The organism is Micromonospora phaseoli, from assembly GCF_900109115.1.
GTDB lineage: Bacteria > Actinomycetota > Actinomycetes > Mycobacteriales > Micromonosporaceae > Micromonospora > Micromonospora phaseoli.
In genome coordinates, this window is sequence record NZ_FNYV01000003.1 from 662,811 (window position 1) to 680,250 (window position 17,440).

15 protein-coding genes are annotated in these 17,440 nt (G+C 70.7%); 2 read left to right on the top strand and 13 right to left on the bottom strand.

The genetic code is table 11. From position 1 onward, the window contains the following. Positions 1–51: 51 nt before the first annotated feature. From BMY89_RS30335 to BMY89_RS11380, 9 genes are all read right to left on the bottom strand, one after another. Positions 52–1,500, bottom strand: coding sequence for a glycoside hydrolase family 19 protein (locus BMY89_RS30335; protein WP_175510342.1), 1,449 nt, complete (start codon positions 1,498–1,500; stop codon positions 52–54). A 5-nt stretch (positions 1,501–1,505) separates the two neighbouring features. Further along, a complete protein-coding gene (locus BMY89_RS11345) occupies positions 1,506–3,269 on the bottom strand; it encodes a type IV secretory system conjugative DNA transfer family protein (protein WP_092379030.1) in 1,764 nt (587 codons plus the stop codon). Further along, positions 3,266–5,068: an ATP/GTP-binding protein gene (locus tag BMY89_RS11350; RefSeq protein WP_232521189.1), complete on the bottom strand. Its 1,803-nt coding sequence runs from the start codon at positions 5,066–5,068 to the stop codon at positions 3,266–3,268. The genes BMY89_RS11345 and BMY89_RS11350 overlap by 4 nt, the downstream gene beginning before the upstream one ends. Then, positions 5,065–6,564, bottom strand: coding sequence for an SCO6880 family protein (locus tag BMY89_RS11355; RefSeq protein WP_092379033.1), 1,500 nt, complete (start codon positions 6,562–6,564; stop codon positions 5,065–5,067). The genes BMY89_RS11350 and BMY89_RS11355 overlap by 4 nt, the downstream gene beginning before the upstream one ends. 29 nt (positions 6,565–6,593) lie before the next feature. Further along, the gene (locus tag BMY89_RS11360) at positions 6,594–7,868 is read right to left on the bottom strand and encodes a hypothetical protein (RefSeq protein WP_092379036.1); all 1,275 of its coding nucleotides are present in this window, start codon (positions 7,866–7,868) and stop codon (positions 6,594–6,596) included. Between the two features lies 1 nt (position 7,869). Continuing rightward, complete coding sequence (locus BMY89_RS11365; RefSeq protein ID WP_092379039.1) at positions 7,870–8,610, bottom strand: DUF8175 domain-containg protein; 741 nt, start codon at positions 8,608–8,610, stop codon at positions 7,870–7,872. Positions 8,611–8,650: 40 nt separating this feature from the next. After that, a complete protein-coding gene (locus BMY89_RS11370; protein WP_092379042.1) occupies positions 8,651–9,001 on the bottom strand; it encodes a hypothetical protein in 351 nt (116 codons plus the stop codon). A 67-nt stretch (positions 9,002–9,068) separates the two neighbouring features. Then, on the bottom strand, positions 9,069–9,731 hold the full coding sequence (locus BMY89_RS11375) for a hypothetical protein (protein ID WP_232521191.1): 663 nt from the start codon (positions 9,729–9,731) through the stop codon (positions 9,069–9,071). Positions 9,732–9,751: 20 nt separating this feature from the next. Then, entirely contained in the window at positions 9,752–10,306 is a 555-nt protein-coding gene (locus BMY89_RS11380) for a hypothetical protein (RefSeq protein ID WP_092379048.1), read from the bottom strand. Positions 10,307–10,583: 277 nt separating this feature from the next. Here BMY89_RS11380 and BMY89_RS11385 point away from each other — a divergent pair, with 277 nt between their 5' ends. Then, the gene (locus tag BMY89_RS11385; RefSeq protein ID WP_092379051.1) at positions 10,584–11,015 is read left to right on the top strand and encodes a hypothetical protein; all 432 of its coding nucleotides are present in this window, start codon (positions 10,584–10,586) and stop codon (positions 11,013–11,015) included. 128 nt (positions 11,016–11,143) lie between these two features. Here BMY89_RS11385 and BMY89_RS11390 read toward each other — a convergent pair whose 3' ends face one another. From BMY89_RS11390 to BMY89_RS11400, 3 genes are all read right to left on the bottom strand, one after another. Then, entirely contained in the window at positions 11,144–11,836 is a 693-nt protein-coding gene (locus BMY89_RS11390; protein WP_139217929.1) for a hypothetical protein, read from the bottom strand. A 258-nt stretch (positions 11,837–12,094) separates the two neighbouring features. Next, positions 12,095–13,000, bottom strand: coding sequence for a zf-HC2 domain-containing protein (locus BMY89_RS11395; RefSeq protein ID WP_092379057.1), 906 nt, complete (start codon positions 12,998–13,000; stop codon positions 12,095–12,097). A gap of 68 nt (positions 13,001–13,068) precedes the next feature. Continuing rightward, positions 13,069–13,629 carry a sigma-70 family RNA polymerase sigma factor gene (locus BMY89_RS11400; protein ID WP_092379060.1) on the bottom strand — a complete coding sequence of 187 codons (561 nt, stop codon included), beginning with the start codon at positions 13,627–13,629 and terminating at the stop codon, positions 13,069–13,071. A gap of 395 nt (positions 13,630–14,024) precedes the next feature. Here BMY89_RS11400 and BMY89_RS11405 point away from each other — a divergent pair, with 395 nt between their 5' ends. Further along, positions 14,025–15,650 (top strand): ricin-type beta-trefoil lectin domain protein, encoded by a 1,626-nt coding sequence (locus tag BMY89_RS11405; RefSeq protein WP_232521192.1) that lies wholly within the window; start codon positions 14,025–14,027, stop codon positions 15,648–15,650. Between the two features lie 74 nt (positions 15,651–15,724). Here BMY89_RS11405 and BMY89_RS11410 read toward each other — a convergent pair whose 3' ends face one another. Further along, entirely contained in the window at positions 15,725–17,212 is a 1,488-nt protein-coding gene (locus tag BMY89_RS11410) for a S8 family serine peptidase (protein ID WP_092379065.1), read from the bottom strand. Positions 17,213–17,440: the final 228 nt, after the last annotated feature.

A 17,440-nucleotide genomic window follows, 5' to 3' on the forward strand; every position in this document is an offset into this window, starting at 1 on the left:
TGGGTCGGTGTCCAACTCGTTCGGCTCGGCCGGGGAACCCCGACGCGGGGCCTAACATCGCAGGGAGCTCTCGGCGCCGGGATCGACGCCCAGCCGGGCGGCGAACCGCCTGTACGCGTCGACCCGAGCCTGAACCTGAGCGGGGTTTCCGCCGCCGCACTCCAGAGCACCGTTGATGCTCCGGATGGTCTCGCCGAACCCCCCGCCGCCGGTGATCGCGTCGTGCGCGGTCACCGTGCCGGCGCCGCGCTGGGTCATCCAGAACCAGAGCGCGGTCTGCCAGGCCACCGAGGCATCGTCCTTCACCAGATCCGGCTCGTTGAGCAGGTCCAGACCGAGTGCGTCGCCGGCGGCCTTGTAGTTCGTGTTCCAGCTCAGCTGGATCGGCCCGCGGCCGTGGTAGGCGGTCTGGCCGGCGGGGCATCCGTACGGCTGGCCGGTGTCGCAGTAGTTACCCCAGGCCGCCTGGTTGATCTCCTCGACGTGCACCAGGCCACCCGACTCGTGGTCGATGTTGGCGAGGAAGGCGGCCAGTTCCCGCTTGCGGGTCTGCTCGTCGCCGGTGCCGGCGAAGGTGGGGAACTTGCGCATCGCGTCGGTGAGGCCGGCGTAGCTGTAGAAGGAGTTCCGGCTGGGAAACATGGCGTCGAACGCGGAGGCGCTCAGCAGCGCTGCCCCGTCGGCGTCCGTGTCATCCTCCGAACCGTCCTGCGCCGGCAGGGCGGTGGCGGAGGCCGAGGGCTCCGGATCGTCGGCGTCGGACTCGCCGTCGCCGGTGTACTTCGCGAAGAGGCCACGAATCTGGAACGGGTAGCTGCCCAGGGCGAGCACGGGCATGCCGCCCTGGGCCTTGACGGCTTCCAGACCCATCTCCCAGGCCATCAGGGTCAGGGTGAGGTGGTCGCCGACCACCTCCTTGTCGTCCAGCAACCGCCTGATCTCGTTGGCCAGATGGCAGAAGTACCGGGCGTGGGCGTGGATCGAGTCCTCGGCGTCGAGCACGGATGCTTCGCCGCTGTCGTCGTCGTCCTCGCCGTACTCGTCGAACACCTCGGACGTCAACTGGGAGAGCCCCTTGCGGCCCTGCGGGCCCTCCTTGTCCGCGTCGAATGCGGACGCGTAGTCGATCTGCGCCGCGATGATCACGGGAGTGAGCAGGTCGCATTTCCTGGCGGCGGCCCTGATCGGTGCGACCAGGTCCTGGTCCGGCACGTTCGTCGCGTCGAAGGTGCCCCGGCCGTCTCCGCCGGCCAACTCGATCAGCGCGTTGGTGCTGGTGGGCGACTCGCTGCTCTCGGAGGAGTCGGGCGCGGACGAGGTCATCTGGGACCCGCCGGCCATGGCGAAGATGATGAGCAGGATGATCAGGGCCAGCGTCGCCAGCACCACCAGCGGGAACATTCCGACCACCGAGATGACCAACCAGAGCAGCTGCGCCGAGTCGGGCTTGGTCAGCGACTTCGTCGCCTGCCCGGCAGCCTGCATCTTCTTCAGGGCCATGACGCTCAGCCGAACTGGCGTGATTCGCGGCGGCTCCATCTCGCCGCGGCGCGTTCGGTGATGGCCTGCACCTCGGCCCTGGCCGCTGCGGAGATCACCCCGGCACCGGGCTCCTTGTACCAGGGCCGCAGCCGGATCAGCGCGGGCCGCACGCCGGTGGCCAGCAGCAGGGCGGTGCCCTTGGGCAGGGCCCGGATCTTGTCCGCCGGCAGCACCTGCTCCTGCCGGTACGACACCGACCGCGACGAGCCCTCCTTGGACCGCGAGTAGCTGGGGGTACGCACGTCGTGCTGGCCAACCAGCTTGGCGACCTTGTCGACGAAGTCGGCGTCGTCCAACCCGGCACCGAGCAGCTTGATGGTGGCGGCGCTCCACAGCGCGTCCATCCCCGGCTCGCCCCAGACCCGCACCCCCTGCCGGTAGCTCTGCAACAGGGTCACCACGCTGATGCCCCGCGAGCCGAGGTGGCTGTAGAGGTCGGGCAGGTCGGAGATGCGGCAGACGTTGGCCGCCTCGTCCAGGATGGCGGTCATCGGCGGATCCAGCCGGCCGCCCATCCGCTCGGCCGCGACCACCCCGGCGCGGATGATGGCGTCGGCCAGCCCGGCGATCACCCCGGCGGCGGAACCGCCACCGTCCTTGGAGAGCAGGTAGAGGGTGTCCCGGCCGAGGACGTGCTCCTCCGGAATGAACTCCGGACGATTCGGGTCGGGGCTGACCCAGGCCAGGATCTCCGGATCGAGCAGGCAGGCTACGCACTGCCGGGCGGTCTCGTAGATGCCGTCGCGGGTCTCCACGGCACCGCGTACCGTGCCCTGCAACTGGTCGGCCATCGCCGTCATGTCGACGTCGCGGAGCAGGTCGACCGGGGTGCGGTCGGCCGGGTCCGCGAGCCAGGACAGCAGCTCGTGGATGGATGATCCGCTGCGTGAGGCAGCGAGGAAGAGCGCGGTCAGGGTGTTCTGGGCCGCGGCGATCCAGAAGTCCTTCTTGGATGAGTCGTCGTTGACCGAGCTGACGAAGTGCCCGGCCAGTCGACGGGCGCCTTCGATGGTGTCGCAGCCGCTGAGCATGTCCCACCACATCTCACGTTCGGTGTACGCGATTCCCTGGGGGTCGAAGGTCCACACCCGGCCGACCTTCGCGCGCTCCTGCCGGGTCACGGTGAACACGTCGGACTTGTTCGAGGTCAGCAGGACCGCCCCGGGGGCACGCAGCACCCGTGGAATGGCGATTCCGGTGGACTTGCCGGCCCGAGGTGCCATCAGGTCGAGTTCGACGTCCTCGTAGGAGGAGCGCAGCTCCGGCCCGGCGGGCATCAGGTCGCCGAGCAGGTTGCCGGTGTCGTCGGCGCTCAGCCGGGCCACGTCCTTGAGCGACGGCCGCAGCTCGCGGGCGCGGGCCTCGCGCCCCTTGCCCATCATGCCGCTGAGTTCGGTCGGGCGGGCGAGACTGCGGGGCTCCCGGAGTCGGCGGACGATGCCCCGCACGAGCATGACCAGCGGGCTGCTGCCGAGCAGGACCAGCGTCACCGTCGCCCCGTAGACCAGGTACGGCGGCACCCCGGGCCAGAGCCTCCCGGTGTTTCCGGTGACCATGCTGCCGTAGGCGTCCAAGGTGAACGGCGCGGGTTGCCAGCCCTGCCCGGTCAGCGCGGCAGCGAACGCGCCGCCCAGCCAGAGCAGCCCGAAGACCACCAGGTTGAGCAGCGCGAAGCCGGGAATCAACCAGGGCAGGTACTCGTTCCCGATCCCACCTTGGCGGCTCATCGCTGCCCCGCCTCGTGGTGCTCCTGCTCGGCGCCCTGGTGCGGTGCCACGCCGACTGTGTTGGGCAGGTCGCCTCCGGTCACCGCGCGCACCACTGCGGCCCGTTCGGCCCGCAGCCGTTCCGCCTCACCATTGGCGACCCAGCGGGTGTTCGTGTCGTGCAGGTGGCGCTCGGCATCGGTGATCGCGACCCGGATCGGGATTCCGGGACGACCACCGACCTTGATCAGGAATCGGCCCCGGCCCGGCGGCTCCTCGTTCCCACCCTCCTGGGCCCAGCCCGGCGGCGACGACCAGGACGAGACCAGCTCGATCTCGCGCCGGGACAGCCCGACCACCCGCCCCAGATCCTCCATCTCCGCCTTGGGCAGCCCGGCGCAGGCCACCATGCCGGCGCGCTCCACGAAGCCTCGGGCCTTGGCCTTGTCGGCCTCCGACCCCAGCGCCTCGGCGTCCTTCAGGGTGTGGGTGATCTTCGCGTCGGCGAGACCGAGGGAGCGGTTCAGTCGGGTGAGCGCGTCGATCCGGTCGACGATGCCGGAGGCCGCGCGCAGCGGTCGCCACAGCTCGTCGAGGACCGTGAAGAACCAGCGCCGGGGCGCCAGCCCGGCGTCGGCCAGGGCATGCGAGGCGGCCACCGTACCCAGGCCGTCCGACCAGGCCGCGAGCATCGCCGCGGCGGTCAGCTGGCCGTCGGCCTCGCCGATGCGGGAGATGTCGATGCAGACGGCGGTGGCGTCCGGGTCGATCCGGGTCGAGGTCTCCGAGGCGAAGGTGTCGCCGAGCGGACCGTCGAGGATGCCCAGCAGCGACCGGTGCAGCGGATCGACGGCGTCGCGGTAGCGCGACTCCTGACCACGGTCGAGCGTCACCTGCCGTACCCGGGGCGGCCCCTCCTGCAACACGCTGAGCAGTTCGGGCAGCCGGAACGTCTGCCCCTGCGGGGTACGCTCGCGCAGGTGCCGCAGACAGGCGGAGAGCACCGACTGCTCGTGGTCGGTGATCGGCACCCCCCGGACGATGGTGAGCAGCGCCGCGACCATGTTGAGGACCCGACCGTGGGTCTCGGCGGCCAGGGCCTGCCCCGCCTGGCCGCCGATCTTCGCGGCGGCCAGGCCCATGGCGCCGGGGTCCAGGATGTTCAGCCCGCCGACGCCACGGGCGATGGAGATGACCTGCCCGCCGAGGGCACGGACAGTGTCCGCGTAGTCGGGTTTGAGGTCACCGAGCACCAGTGGCACGACGCCCTGTGCGCTCAGCCCGATCAGCATCCGGTTGATCAGCGTCGACTTGCCGAGGCCCGGCATGCCGAGCATGAACAGCGACGGGTTGGAGATGTACCGGGCCCGGGTGAACCAGTTGAGCGGGTCGCCGCAGACCGTGGCGCCGGTGTGGATGTGCTGGCCGAGCGGGACCCCGGTCATCGGTGCGCCGGAGCCGGAGGCGAAGGGCCAGAGTCCGCAGGCCTGCACGGTGGTCGCCCGCCACATGGTGGGCGGATCCAACGCGGCCACCCGACCACCACCGAGGGCGTACGAGCCGCGGTGCGGCACGTTGTCGTCCGCGTTGGCCCGGGCCAGCCGCCGCAGGTACCGCTGCTCGGCCGCCTCCTGCTGGGCCTGCCGCCGACGCGCCCGCCGCAGCGCCCGGGGAGTCTGCCTGCCCGTCTCGTCGGTCTCCCGGTCCTGCGTCTCGGCCGCCGGCACCACCAGATCCGACATCGCGGTGGCCGCTCCGGAGGCGCTACGCGGCCAGCCCGCACCGAGGTCCAACAGGCGGGTACCGTCGGTGGGCGTCACAGCGCCTCCTTCAACTCGTGCGGCACCATCGTCTGCTCCCAGGGCAGGATGCCGACCGGAAGTGCGCAGGAGAACGCGGCGGCCTGCATCCGGTCGGCCGGACGCATCGCGATGCGGGTGGCACCGAGCAGGTTCCGCATCGTCACGTCGGCGTCACGTACGTCGGCGACCGAGTCGACGGTCAGCGTCACCAACATCGAGAACTCCACCAGGCCCGCGCCGGAAGCCTCCTCCGCCGCGGTCTGCTCGGCGGCCTCGATCTCGGAGATCGCGCGGGCCCGGACCAGGCCACGGGTCGAGTTCGCCATGAACTGGGCAGACCGGCGATCCGATTCGACGATCTTGGCGGAGGTCGCCGGGTCGATCGGGCGGTAGACCAGCGCCACCCGTTTGCGGCGGATGCCCAGCGCCGGGTCCAGCAGGCTGCGCAGCACGCCGGATCGCACGGTGCCGCGCGGCGCCAGGGTCAGCAGCCAACTGCGGGAGACCCCGGAGTCGTGCTGGTAGTGGGTTACCGTCTCGACGGTGGCCGCCGGCCCGGCGTCGGCCCACTCCAGCCCGGTGCCGCCGTGCTGGGCGCGCACGTCGAGCACCTCCGCGGCGACGTCCGGATCGTAGGCGACCCGGACGACCTCGGCGATCCGCTCGGCCGACAGCGGCTCCGCCGAACCGCCGCCCGCCGCGACCAGCCCACCCAGTACGCCCGGTAGCCGCAGCGCCAGGTCGGCGAGCATCGTGTCGTGGTCGCGCCGGGCACCGCCGGGTGCCGAGTAGGTGAGGGTGAGGAAGGTGTTCATCTCCGACGACGCGTCCGGGTACGTCAGCACCACCTCCTCCATCACGGCGCGGGCGGCGGGTGGAGCGTCCGGGGAAATGCGAGCCAGCACCTCGGTGGCGAGGCGGGTGCCCGGGTCCGGCGCGGTCTCGATGACCACGGATGCCCCACGCAGCCCGGGCTCGTGCGACAGCCGGGACAGCCACTCACCCCAGAGCGCCACCCAGGTGTCCACCTGGTCGGGGTCGACGAGCGACCCGCCGTCCGGCTCGCAGCTCAGCACGATGGTGTACTGGTTGCGGTTACGGTGGTAGAGCACGCCGAAGGGCCGGTCGTACGGGTCACGCCCCTCCATCATGGTCACCCGGCTCAGCAGTCCAGGCGGCCGGAACCGGCCACCCGGCCGCGTCGACAACGGCCCGGAGGCGTACAGGTGCTGTCCCTTGGACTTGCGGCGCAGCCAACCGATCCGGACGGCGGCCATGTCGTAGACGTTGCGGCCGTCGGCGGTGCGGATCGCCAGCGGTCCCAGCATCACCGCGAACGGGAGCCCCACCACCAGGGCCGCGTTCAGGGAGACCATGGAGGAGATCAGGACCAGCACGAGCGCGCCGAACAGGCCGACGGTACCGACCAGGCCCAGCGAGCCGAGCCCGGCCTTACGGGGGCGACGCCAGTTGCCGTACGTCGGTGTCTTCATGGATTCCGCGGTCGTACTCATGATGGTCTTTCTCCTTGTCCCAGCATCAGCTAGTCACGGTCGGGATCGGGGAGCGCACCGCTGGCGATGTTCCCGGCGTGCTGGTGGGTGCTGGCCGCCACCTTCGCGCTCTTCTGCACCACCGAGGCCGCGACACCGACTGTCGAGGCCACGACGCCGGCCGCGCCCCGGGCCAGTTGTCCGGATCTCGACCCGCCACCGGAGCCACCGCCGGACCCGCCATCGGACCCGCCGCCTGACCCGCCACCGGAAGCGCCACCGGAGCCGCCGGCGGATCTGCCACCGCTGCTGGATGGCCTGCCCCCGGAGCCACCGGCCGACTGGCCGCCGCCCGCCGGTGAGCCGCCTCCACTCGGGCCTCGGGACTTGCCGGCCGACGCGGCCGAGGCGGCACCGCCGGCGATCCGCTTGGCTCCACTCGCCACCGCGCCCGCGCCGGCGGCACCGGCGGAGACGCCCGCGCCCACTCCGTCGCGTGAGCCCAGGCTCGCCATCGCCGGTACGACCAGCCGCATCAGCGCGGGCAGCGCGACGGCGGCCATCAACAGGACCGCGGCGCCGGCGAGCTTGTAGTGCTTGGAGTTGTCGGTGCCGTCCATCTCGCCGGTGGCACCGATCATGGCCGCGCCCGAATACATGATCAGCCCGACCACCGGTTTGAACGCCAGCCAGGCGACCATCCAGGCGATGTGCTTACGCCACCAACCCCCGCCCCACTCGGACATCGAGGCCGCCGCCGCCAGCGGCAGAGTGCCGGTGAGCAGCACCATCACCCCGAGCCGGATGTACATCAGGATGACGTGGATGCAGCCGGCGATCAGCAGCAGCAGGCCGATGATGATCAGCAGGAAGGCGGTGAGCCCGTCCGTGCCGCAGTTGGCGATCAGCTTGAGCTGCGCCTTGATGCCCTCTTCGTAGAGGTGGTCGGAGTAGGCGTCCGCCTCGCTGGCGAGCCAGTTGGCCACCCACCACGCGGCACTCACCGTCAGCACCATGCGGACCAGGCCCATCAGCGCCACGACCATCGGCTGGCCCTTGCGTTCCAGCGCCATCCGGAAGGCCGCCGCGAGCAGCGACGCAACCGCGATCGTCACGACCAGCCAGTTGGTCTGGAGCTGGATGCTGTCGTTCAGCGTCTCGTCACCGATGGTGGGGATGTCTCCCAGGTTGGCGAAGAGTTCGACCGCCGCACCCAGGATGGCGCTGGCGATGTCGCTGAGAATGCCGTCGATTCCCCGCTCGAAGAAGCCGACGACCTGTCCTATGGTGCCGATGTAGACGGCGTCACCGGTGGCGCACTCCACATCACACCTCGTTCCACAGCACGAAGCCGACGAGGGAGACGACGGGGTTGACCCGGCTGTACAGGCCACCGGAGTTCAGCGGCCGGAGCTGCCAGTCCACCCCGTTCCAGTCGACGATGTAGTCGAGGGACACGTAGACCACGCCCGCCTGCCGGACCAGGACCCGGACGGTGGCGGTCTTCGGCGAGTACTTCAGCACGAGGAACCCGGCCAGCGCGTTGGCGGTCTGCACCGGCCCGGTCTCCGGCATCGACGCCCGCATCGCGTCGAAGTAGTCCCGCCCAAGGCCGGGGACGAGTTGCTGGTCGCTGACCGTACGCCAGTCGGGGCCACTCATCTGGCGGCTGATGGTGTGCGCCGCCATGACCGCCCCCATCGGGGTGTGCGCGAAGCACCAGAGCAGCGGACCGGTGGTCTTCAGCGGCCCCGCCGAGGCGGACAGCGGGGTTTCCGCCCCGTTGAGGGGTCGCCAGGTGACATCCCGTGGCGCCTCGCTCGGGAGCCGTTGCCCGGAATCATCGGTGCGGCAGCCCTGTGGCCGGGATCCGTCCGGGTCCAGGGGGCCGATCACCGGCCCGGCGGCGGCTGCGGCGCCAGGGGCGTCCCGGCCGCCACCGAGCGCCGCGACCGTCCCGGTGCAGAGCGCGAGAGCGAGAAAGGCGGCCGACAGCTGCCACCGGCGGTGCTGCCAGAACGGCCTCTCCTCGTCCACCTCGTCGTCGGTGGCGAATCTCAGTCTCATGGCACCTCCCTGTTTCGACGGCCTGCAACCGGTCAGCGGATCAGTCAGAGCCGCCCTCTTCGGAGGGGAAGATCCAGGTGACGATCGGTCCAGCCATGGCGACCAGGATGCAGCCGCCCAGCACCATGCCCAGCCGGCTCATGTGCTCCGAGCTCTCGCCGCGCTTGTGCGAGATGGCCATCACCGCGCCGGTGATCAGGATCCCGACGACACCGGCGGCCGTACCTCCCCACGAGATCAGACCAAGCACCTGGGAGACCCGATCGGCGAGACCGTCTGGCAGTTCGCCATCGGTATCCGGCGTCGGCACCTCGACGCCCAGGTTGCCCGGCGCTCGGAGCACGGCAGGAATCCGCAGGATCGCGCGGTAGTAGAGGTCGGAGGGGATCATGTGGGTCTCCTTCGGAGATCGGGGCGATCGTTCTTCCACTCGGGCCGGCATTCGGCCCGGTCGGGTGTCAACCGGTGAGGTCGAGCCAGGCGATGAGCGGGCCTGCGGTGGTTGCGATCAGGCAGGCCGCGAGGACGAGGGCGATGTGCTTCATGTACTCGGTCCGCTCTTCGAGCGCACCACGACGCAGCTGCGACGCCAGCGTCGCGCCGGTGATGAGCACGCCGGCCACGGCGGCAGCACTCACCAGCCACGCCATGAAGTCGAGCAGCTTCGAGACCGCCTTCTTCTTGTTGCTGTTGATCGTGTATTCCTCGATCGCCGGCGGAGAGAACTTGAGGCTGTTGATCGGAGAGTCACACTCGAACTTCCCGGCGTGCACAGCCCCCGAGATCGTGCAGCTGGTCGCCCCGGTGATATCGACGTTGTCCTTGGTGACCGACTCGCCGGTGAGACCGGTGTGCATCTCGATGTCGATCTTCACGGTGTCACCCGACTTGTACGGGGCGGACAGGTTGAAGGATCCGTTCGGCGAACCCTTCTTCCCGCTGCATATGCGGTCGCTGCCGTTGCCGCGCGGTCGCGCCATGGTGGTGGTGGTCTTCAGGCAGAGCGTGTATAGGTAGGCGGCGCCGCCGCCGTGGATCCGCACGGTGTAGCTGTCCTCGGCCGCCATCGCCGCCGAGGGCATCGTCATGCCCAGCCCCAGCAGGGCGATGACGACGGCCACCGCGCTCCGGACGGCCCTGGTCACGGCGCTCTCCGTCGCTCGACACGCGGGCCCACCACCGTGGACAGACGGGAGAGTTGCCGAGGCGGTCGCTTCGGCTCCTCGCCCACCCGGTACGACGGGATCCACGGCAACCGGTACACCGGGGCGATCGACCGCAACAGCCGGATCCGGCCGAGCAGCGGCGACGGAAGCCCACCGGGAGCATCGGCGATCAGGACCACACCGACCAGCCGCATCCCGGCCGGATGCCGGCCCTCCCGCAAGGCGTTCAACGCACGGGAGACCGCCCGCAACCCGTCCAGGTTCGTCCGCCCGACCACCATGACCCGGGCAGGTTCGGCGAGGGCCGGGTCGGGCCAGCGGCAGCCGATGTCGGTGCCGCCCAGCAGCCGGGTCAGCGTGGTGGCGCCGGCACCACCGTGGGCACCGATCCAGCCGATGCCGTCCTCGGAGAGGCTGTCGCGCCGCCAGGCCCGGCCGTCGTCGTACGCCCGTACGCCGACCAGATCGCCGGGCAACGACCTTCCGACTGACACCCCCGGCTGCGGTACCGCCACGGAGCCCCTGCCCATCTGCCTCGCCTCCTTCCCTGCTCGCCGCTGCGGTCACCCGGCCGTACCACCGGCCACTGGTGACGGCCGCTTAACGGCGCTGTCGGGCCCTCGGTTCAGGACGAGTTCCGAGTTTTTTCTTGGCCCGCCCGGCGAACCCAACGGCGTCGCGCCCGTAGAACCGGTGGACCCGACCCGGAGGAGACCGATGCGCCCACCACCAGCACGCCAGCACGAAGCCGTACGCAGTCCGACCTCCCGACGTCGGCCGTGGTCGAACACGACCCCACCGCCCGCGGTGATCGCGACAGCCGCGGCGCTCGCCAGCGTCGGTCGCGCGCAGCGCCCGGAGCCCACCGCGGCGCTGACGCCGGCCAACGAGAGTCGGCTGGTGGCGCAGCCACCGATCCGGGACGCGGAGCCGTCCAACGCCGAGCGCGATTCCGCCTGGGCCCGCGCCAACCAGGCCCGCGGCCTCGCCGCGAAGGAGTACCTCGACGAGCGGGCCACCCCGACCGGGCATCCCGCCGCCGGGAAGGAGTCACGCGAGCGGCACTGGACCGCAGCAGATCACTCTCGCTGGCGAAGGTTGGCCCTGGCCACCCCGGACGTCCCCCGGTTCGCCTCGGCGGCGCGACTCACCAGCGTGCGCAGCGCCGGGGCGAGAGGCCAAAACGGCCCGGTCCCTTCGCCCGCCGCAACCCACCGCCGCCAGGCACGCGTCCGGTGAAGCCGGTGGTGCGTGCCTGCGCAAGGCCCCCGGATGCCGGTGAACTGGCATCCGGGGGCCTCGTTGGGTGGATGTGCTCCCCGCCGGGTGGTCGTGAGCGGACCGCAGTCAGGGGTTCCGGTCCGTCGTCACTTACGCACCTTCTCCTTCTTCTTCTCCTTTTCTTTCTCCTTCTTCGGCACCGGAGGCGAGTTCCGCGACGAGCTGGCGATGGCGGGCGGGGCAGAGCGCGCACTGCGCACCGATTCCAGCGAAGCCGATCTTGCCGATACGACCGAGGCTGCCTGTGACACCTGCGAACGAAGCGATTGGAGCTCGGCAGTCATGGCAGCGTGCTCGCCGCCCTTGGCCTTCGCCGCCGAAGGCTTGGTTCCCCATTTGGCGACCTGGACCGCCATCTGCGCCACGTCGATCGCGAACTTCGCCTTCATCATGTCGTCGCCGGACGTACCCACCAGGTCCAGCGCTGTCCGGCCGACCGAAAGGGCGAACCCCGCCATGTTGGCCGCGATGTAGGCAGGGTGCTTCACCTCCCCCTTCCGGTACGCATCGAGGCCCGAGTACGCCGCAGTGCCCAGGTTGGTGATGGCGTTGGTGATGTCGATTCCGTACTGGGCTTTGTCGCTCTGGAACTCGTAGTCGTTGATCGCAGAGGTGAAGGAAGTGACCGTGGTGATGAAGTTGCTGATGTCCTCGACCGTGTTGGTCGAATCCGGATGGGCCTTTTCCAGCAGGCCCTTCACGCTGTCTCTTAGCCACTTCGACCACGCCCGGGTCTCCTGCGAGACCGGAGCCTGCGCCTCAAGATCTTGGGTTTCCATTGACCTACCTCTCGATCAGGGCGGATCCTCGCCCGATTGACGGGTGCAGGTGGCGTCGACGAGCGTCGACAATCCTCGAGGCGCGGAGACTTCCCTGTTTCGATCCGGCTGCTCGCGCCGCCTCTTGCCGCGATGACGGACGTGCCACCGTCCCGGTTCACCGGTCCGGCAAACTTTCTTTGCGCGCCGGCCGCGATGGTCAGCAGGTCTCCACGGGGAGCCGAGGCAGAGCAACTGGGTGCGACGGCCCTGCGGCGGTCAGCGCGGCGAAGCCGGGCCCTGGGCGATCGGTGCGGTCACGATCGCGGAGCCGTCGACCAGCCCGACCGTGATGAACGACAACTGGTCGACCGGCAGGGACGTCTCGCCGGCCACCTCCTGCGGCCCGGCGGAGGCGGTCCAGTCCCGCACGACGTGCGTGGCGCCGTCGCGGGTCACCGCGAAGAGGCGGTACCGAAGGCCCTGCCGTAGGCCGGTGGCGGTGATCCGGATCGTGGCGCTGCCCTGGTCGCCGACGGTGATGGTGACGGAGAGGCTGGCGCCGTAGCCGGGCGCCTCCCCCGAGGCGGTCAGCACCGGATCGGGCGACGCCGTCCACTGGTTGACCGCGACCACGCCGCCGGCCAGCGCCAGGACCAGCGCTGCCGCGCCAGCCCAGACGGCCCGGCGGCGGCGCCACGAGGCGGCCGTCGATCCCGGGCGTGAGTTGGTCGGACGCCGGCCGGGCGGGCGGCTGCCGGCCGGACGGACCGGGCCGGCGTCAGCAGTGGACGCGGGACCACCAGCGGTTTCAACGGCTCCGGGCGCGGTGTCGGTGACATCCGCCGAGGCCGACGCGCCGGATCCGGAGACGTCCCGATCCACGGCGGGCGACGGCGCCGGCAGCACGGAATCCACGGCAGGCGACGACGCAGGCAGCACGGGATCCACGGCGGGCGACGGTGCCGGCACTATCGGATCTGAGGTGGGCAGCGCCCAGTCGGCGTCGCCCAGCCCGGCCAGCCCGGCGACCGAGGGGCCGATCGCGGCCGCCTCGTCGAGGCAGTGCCAGCAGCCGGCGAGGTGTTCCTCGAACGATTCGCGCTCAGCGTCGTCCAAGGCCCCCATCAGGTAGAGGGCCAGCCTCTCCTGCTCGGCCGTGGCGTGATCCCCGCCTGCGCGCATCCAGCCCTCTCCTCAACGGGTCGGCACCACGCGGTGTTCACTGGTCTGGGGCCCGGGACGGCCTGGCATCAGGACGACTCGGTAGAGCCGAGCGCGGCGTGTAGTGCACGCACCGCGTAGAAGGCTCTGGACTTCACCGTACCCTCGGGTATCCCCAGACGCACCGCCGCCTCGGCGACGGATGCACTCCGGTAGTACATCTCGTGGAGCACCGCACGGTGCTCCGGGCTGATCTTCGTCAGCGCGAGGCGGACCGCGTGTACGTTCACCACCCGATCCATCTCGTCGTCCGTGGTGGGTACCCGGTTGAGGTCCGGCAGGCTGACCTCCGGCGGCCGGGCCTGCCGGGCCCGCATCGCGTCGATCGCCACGTGCCGGGCCACCGTGTAGAGCCACGGCGCGATCTTCGACGGGTCGGCGGCGAGCTTGTCCGCGTGCCGCCAGGCGCGTAGAAACGTCTCCTGCACCAGATCCTCGGCGAGATCCTGCTGCCCGAGCAGCAGGCGGGTGAGGAAGCGGTGCAGGGGCCGATGGTATTCGGCTACGACCTGTCGCAGCAGGGTCGCGGCGGCGGACGACTCGACGGTGGCACTGTCCGAGCCAGCCGACTCGTTGGGCACCACCGACACAGACCGCCTCCCTGCCGGACGGATCGCACCCCACCGGCCGAGTGAGCACGACACATCCCTGCCCCCACGGCCCCGACCCGCAGCATAGCCGCACTGTGGACATGCTGCCCCTGGCAGGGCGGCCGTACGCCCACCAGCCAGCCGGTCATCGCGGCGGCGGGCACCGGCCCGCGCCGATCGCTCCTGGTCAGCACCACGAGCCTCCCTTGTCGACAGTGTCCTCACCCGGGCTGTCCCCGATGCTGCATCGGGAAGCCGCGCGTTGCCCCATTGACGGCCGGCCGACCCGGCCGGTTCAGTCTCTGCTGGAATATCCCAAGAAAACCGCGGCGGACCTGAACGCCGGGCGGTGGAGCAACGTCACGAAGGTGTCGCCACGCCGAAAGGGATGGCCCGTGACAACCGACCTCGTACCCAACAAGTTCACCTTCGGGCGGACGCCACGCAGAGTACTGGCGGCCGTCCTGGCCGCACTGGCGGTGCTCTCCGCCGTCCTCGCCACCATCAACTGGAGTGTCGCCTCGGCTCGCGACGACACGATGGTCGGCGATCCGGTGAGCCAGACGCAGATGACGGCCATCACTGCCGCCGCCCGGTCCTGTCCGATGCTCGAACCGGCCAGGATCGCCGGGCAGCTGATGGCCGAATCGGGTCTGAACAACCGGGCGCGGCAGACCGCCTCCGGCGGCAAGGGCATCGCCGGCCTCGACGACGAGGACTGGAAGGCGTGGAAGCCCTGGCCGGACGCCCGGCGAGCGGACATCTCAGCGAGCATCCTGGCGCTCGCCCACCAGATGTGCGACCTGAGCGGTCAGCTACGCCTGGCCGGCATCAACGATGACCCGTGGCGTCTCTCGGTGGCCGCCTTCCACACCGACCTGTCCACGGTCATCGAGGCCGAGGGGGTGCCCGCCGGTGCGGTCGAGTACGTCGACCAGGTAAGCGGCTACGCCGGGTACTACGGCAAGCTGAAGCAGTTCGGCGGCAGCGGTGAGCTCACGCCGACGCCGCAGCCGGCCAACGACGCCAAGGGCGTACCCGCCGAGTACGTGCCCCTCGTCGTGGCGGCGGGATCGGTGTGCGAACAGGTGACCCCACCGATGATCGCCGCACAACTGATGGCGTTGTCCGGATTCGACGCCAACCTGCTGGGTCCGGCCGGGCAGCGGGGTGTCGCGCAGTTCCTCTCCGAGGTGTGGCAGGCGTACGGGCCGGCTGACGGCTCGGCCTGGGATCCGGCGGTGGCGGTGCCGACCGTCGGCGTCGCGATGTGCGCTCTGGTCTCCGAACTGTCAGGTCTCGACGGTGACCCGTACCTGCTGGCGCTGGCCGCCTACCACAACGGCCCGACCGCCGTACGGCAGACTGCCGGCAAGCTCGACCAGCCGACCGAGAGGTTCCTGCGTGCGGTGAAGGCGCTCACCGACCTCTACGTGCTCGACACCCGGCTCGGCAGGCCCACAGCGCCGGCACCCGCGCCGACGACCACGGCTCCCGAGCCGAAGAAGAGCGAGTCGACAGCCACGCCGACCACCAATCCGGCACCGCCGACCGGTGGCCCGAAGCCGACCACCGCCGCACCCAAGCCGGCCACCGCCGCACCGAAGCCGACCACCGCCGCACCGAAGCCGGTCCGGCCGTCCGGCATGAAGCAGATCTACCACCCGCGTACCGGGCGATGCATCAGCTCCGGCAAGACCGGCGACGGGACGCGGCTGTTGTTGAAGCCCTGCACGGAGGACCCGGCCCAGTGGTGGGACTTCCGCACGGACGGCACGATCCGCGCCCGTGGGCTCTGCATGGACATCGCCTGGGCCGGTTCCACGGACGGCACCGCGATCCAGGTCGCCGTCTGTAGCGGCAACCCGGCCCAGTCGTGGCAGTTCAACGACAAGGGCGGCATCATCAGCAAGCTCAACGGCAAGTCCGTCGACGTCGACATGACCGTCAAGAGCGCCGACAAGCCACTTGAGCTGTGGATCTACGTCGGGAACGCCGAGCAGACCTGGCGGAAGCGGTAGCCGAAAGCGCAGCACGGAAACGGGGTACGGGCGCTTCGCCCGTACCCCGTTTCCGTCGGTTCCTCAGGTGCCGGTCAACCGAGGGCTCGACGACGCCGGAGCTGGAGCGTCAGGAATGCACCGCCGCCGATCATCGCCAGGCCGAGCAGGACCAGCGCGCCCATGCCGCCGCCTCCACCGCCGCTGTCCGCACCGACGCCGACCGGGCGTTCGTCCTCGATCGGGCGGGCGACCGACGCGGCCGGGTTGATCATGCCGGCGCCGTACCGGTCGTCGGGGGCGTCGCCGCCCACCGCATCGGCGGTACCGTGAATCCGCTGTTCGACCTGGACGGCGTTGAGCTCCGGGTAGGCCGCCCGGACGAGCGCGGCCTGACCGGCCGCGAAGGCGACGGCGAAGCGGGTACCGGTGTAGCTCAGCGGACCCGCGTCACTCTGCCCCACGGTGGTCACGTCCGCCCCCGGCGCGACGACCTCCACGGTGTTCGGTTGGTACTCCTCGACGAACTGGTTGTCGGCGCCGACCCCACCGACCAGCAGCAGCGCACCGGTGGCGGACGGCTCGCCGGGCGAGGGGAGGGTGACGGGCTTGGTCGGCGCACCGGCCACCACGAGCACGTCGTGGTTGAGCGCGGTGGTGAGCGAGGCGACGACCGCCGGGGCGGACAGGTCCACATGGGAGCCCAGCGCCACCACCGTGGCGCCCGCGCTCACCGCCACCTCGATGGCGTTCGCCGCGTCGGTGTCCCGGCTCTTGCCCGACGCACCCACCATCCGTACCGGCAGGATCGTGGCGTCCGGTGCGAGACCAGCGGGGGTCCGCTCGGCGCTGCTGTTCGCAGCGATGATGCTCGCCATCGCGGTGCCGGTGCCGTGGCAGTCGGTGTCGCCGCGCCCGTTTCCGACGGTGACGTCGGCACCGACTGCGATACGGCCACTGAGCTGTTCGAGCCCACCGTCCACTCCGGAGTCGACCACCGCCACCATGACGCCGTTACCCCGGCTGAGGTCCCACGCACCGTCGGCCGCCATCCGCAGCTGGGCCCAGTCCGAACGGCTGCTCGACGCGGCGACGGCGGTGCAGCCGGCACCCGCCTTCGTGCCGGTGGGCGACGGGCTGGCGCTGCTGGGGCTGGGACTGCCGCTGGGGCTGGGGCTACCGGACGGTTTCGCGGTGCCGGTGGGGGCCGGGGCCTTGGTCGGTTTCGTGCCGGACGGCACCTGCCCGTACTTGACTCCCTCACCGGCTGCGTCCCACGGCAGCACCAGGTACCAGCCGCGGTTGAGCCGGGCCGGGTCGGTCAGGCTCGCTCCGTCCGGCTGCACCCGCCCGGCGTTCAGGTTGTAGATCTCGGCCGATCGCTCGCCGCTACCGAGGAACCGGTTCGCGATCTCGGCGAGGTTCTCCGGCTGCCCCTGGTACGTCGCCGCGACGACGTAGTACTTGACGTAGGCCTGCGGGTCCGGCGGGGCCTTCTGGGCCGCCGACGCACCGGCCGTCGCCACGACCAGGCAGCAGGCAACCGCCACGCCCGCGAGCAGACGTCCAACGTTCGCCAGCACTGATCTTCCTCCTTCAGTAGCCTGCGGCCGATCGACCGCGCCGACACCCTCTACAGCGGATCCGGGCAGATTACGTTCAATCAGATCGGGAAAAACGTTCGAGTCGAACTGAACGAGTCCCCGATGATCCTCGTGGTGAAGGCGTAAGGCCCGGCAGCCGCTCCAGGCGGAGGCCGGGCACCATGGTTCAGGTCGAGGGCGACCGACCAGTGGACGCCGAGCCGAACG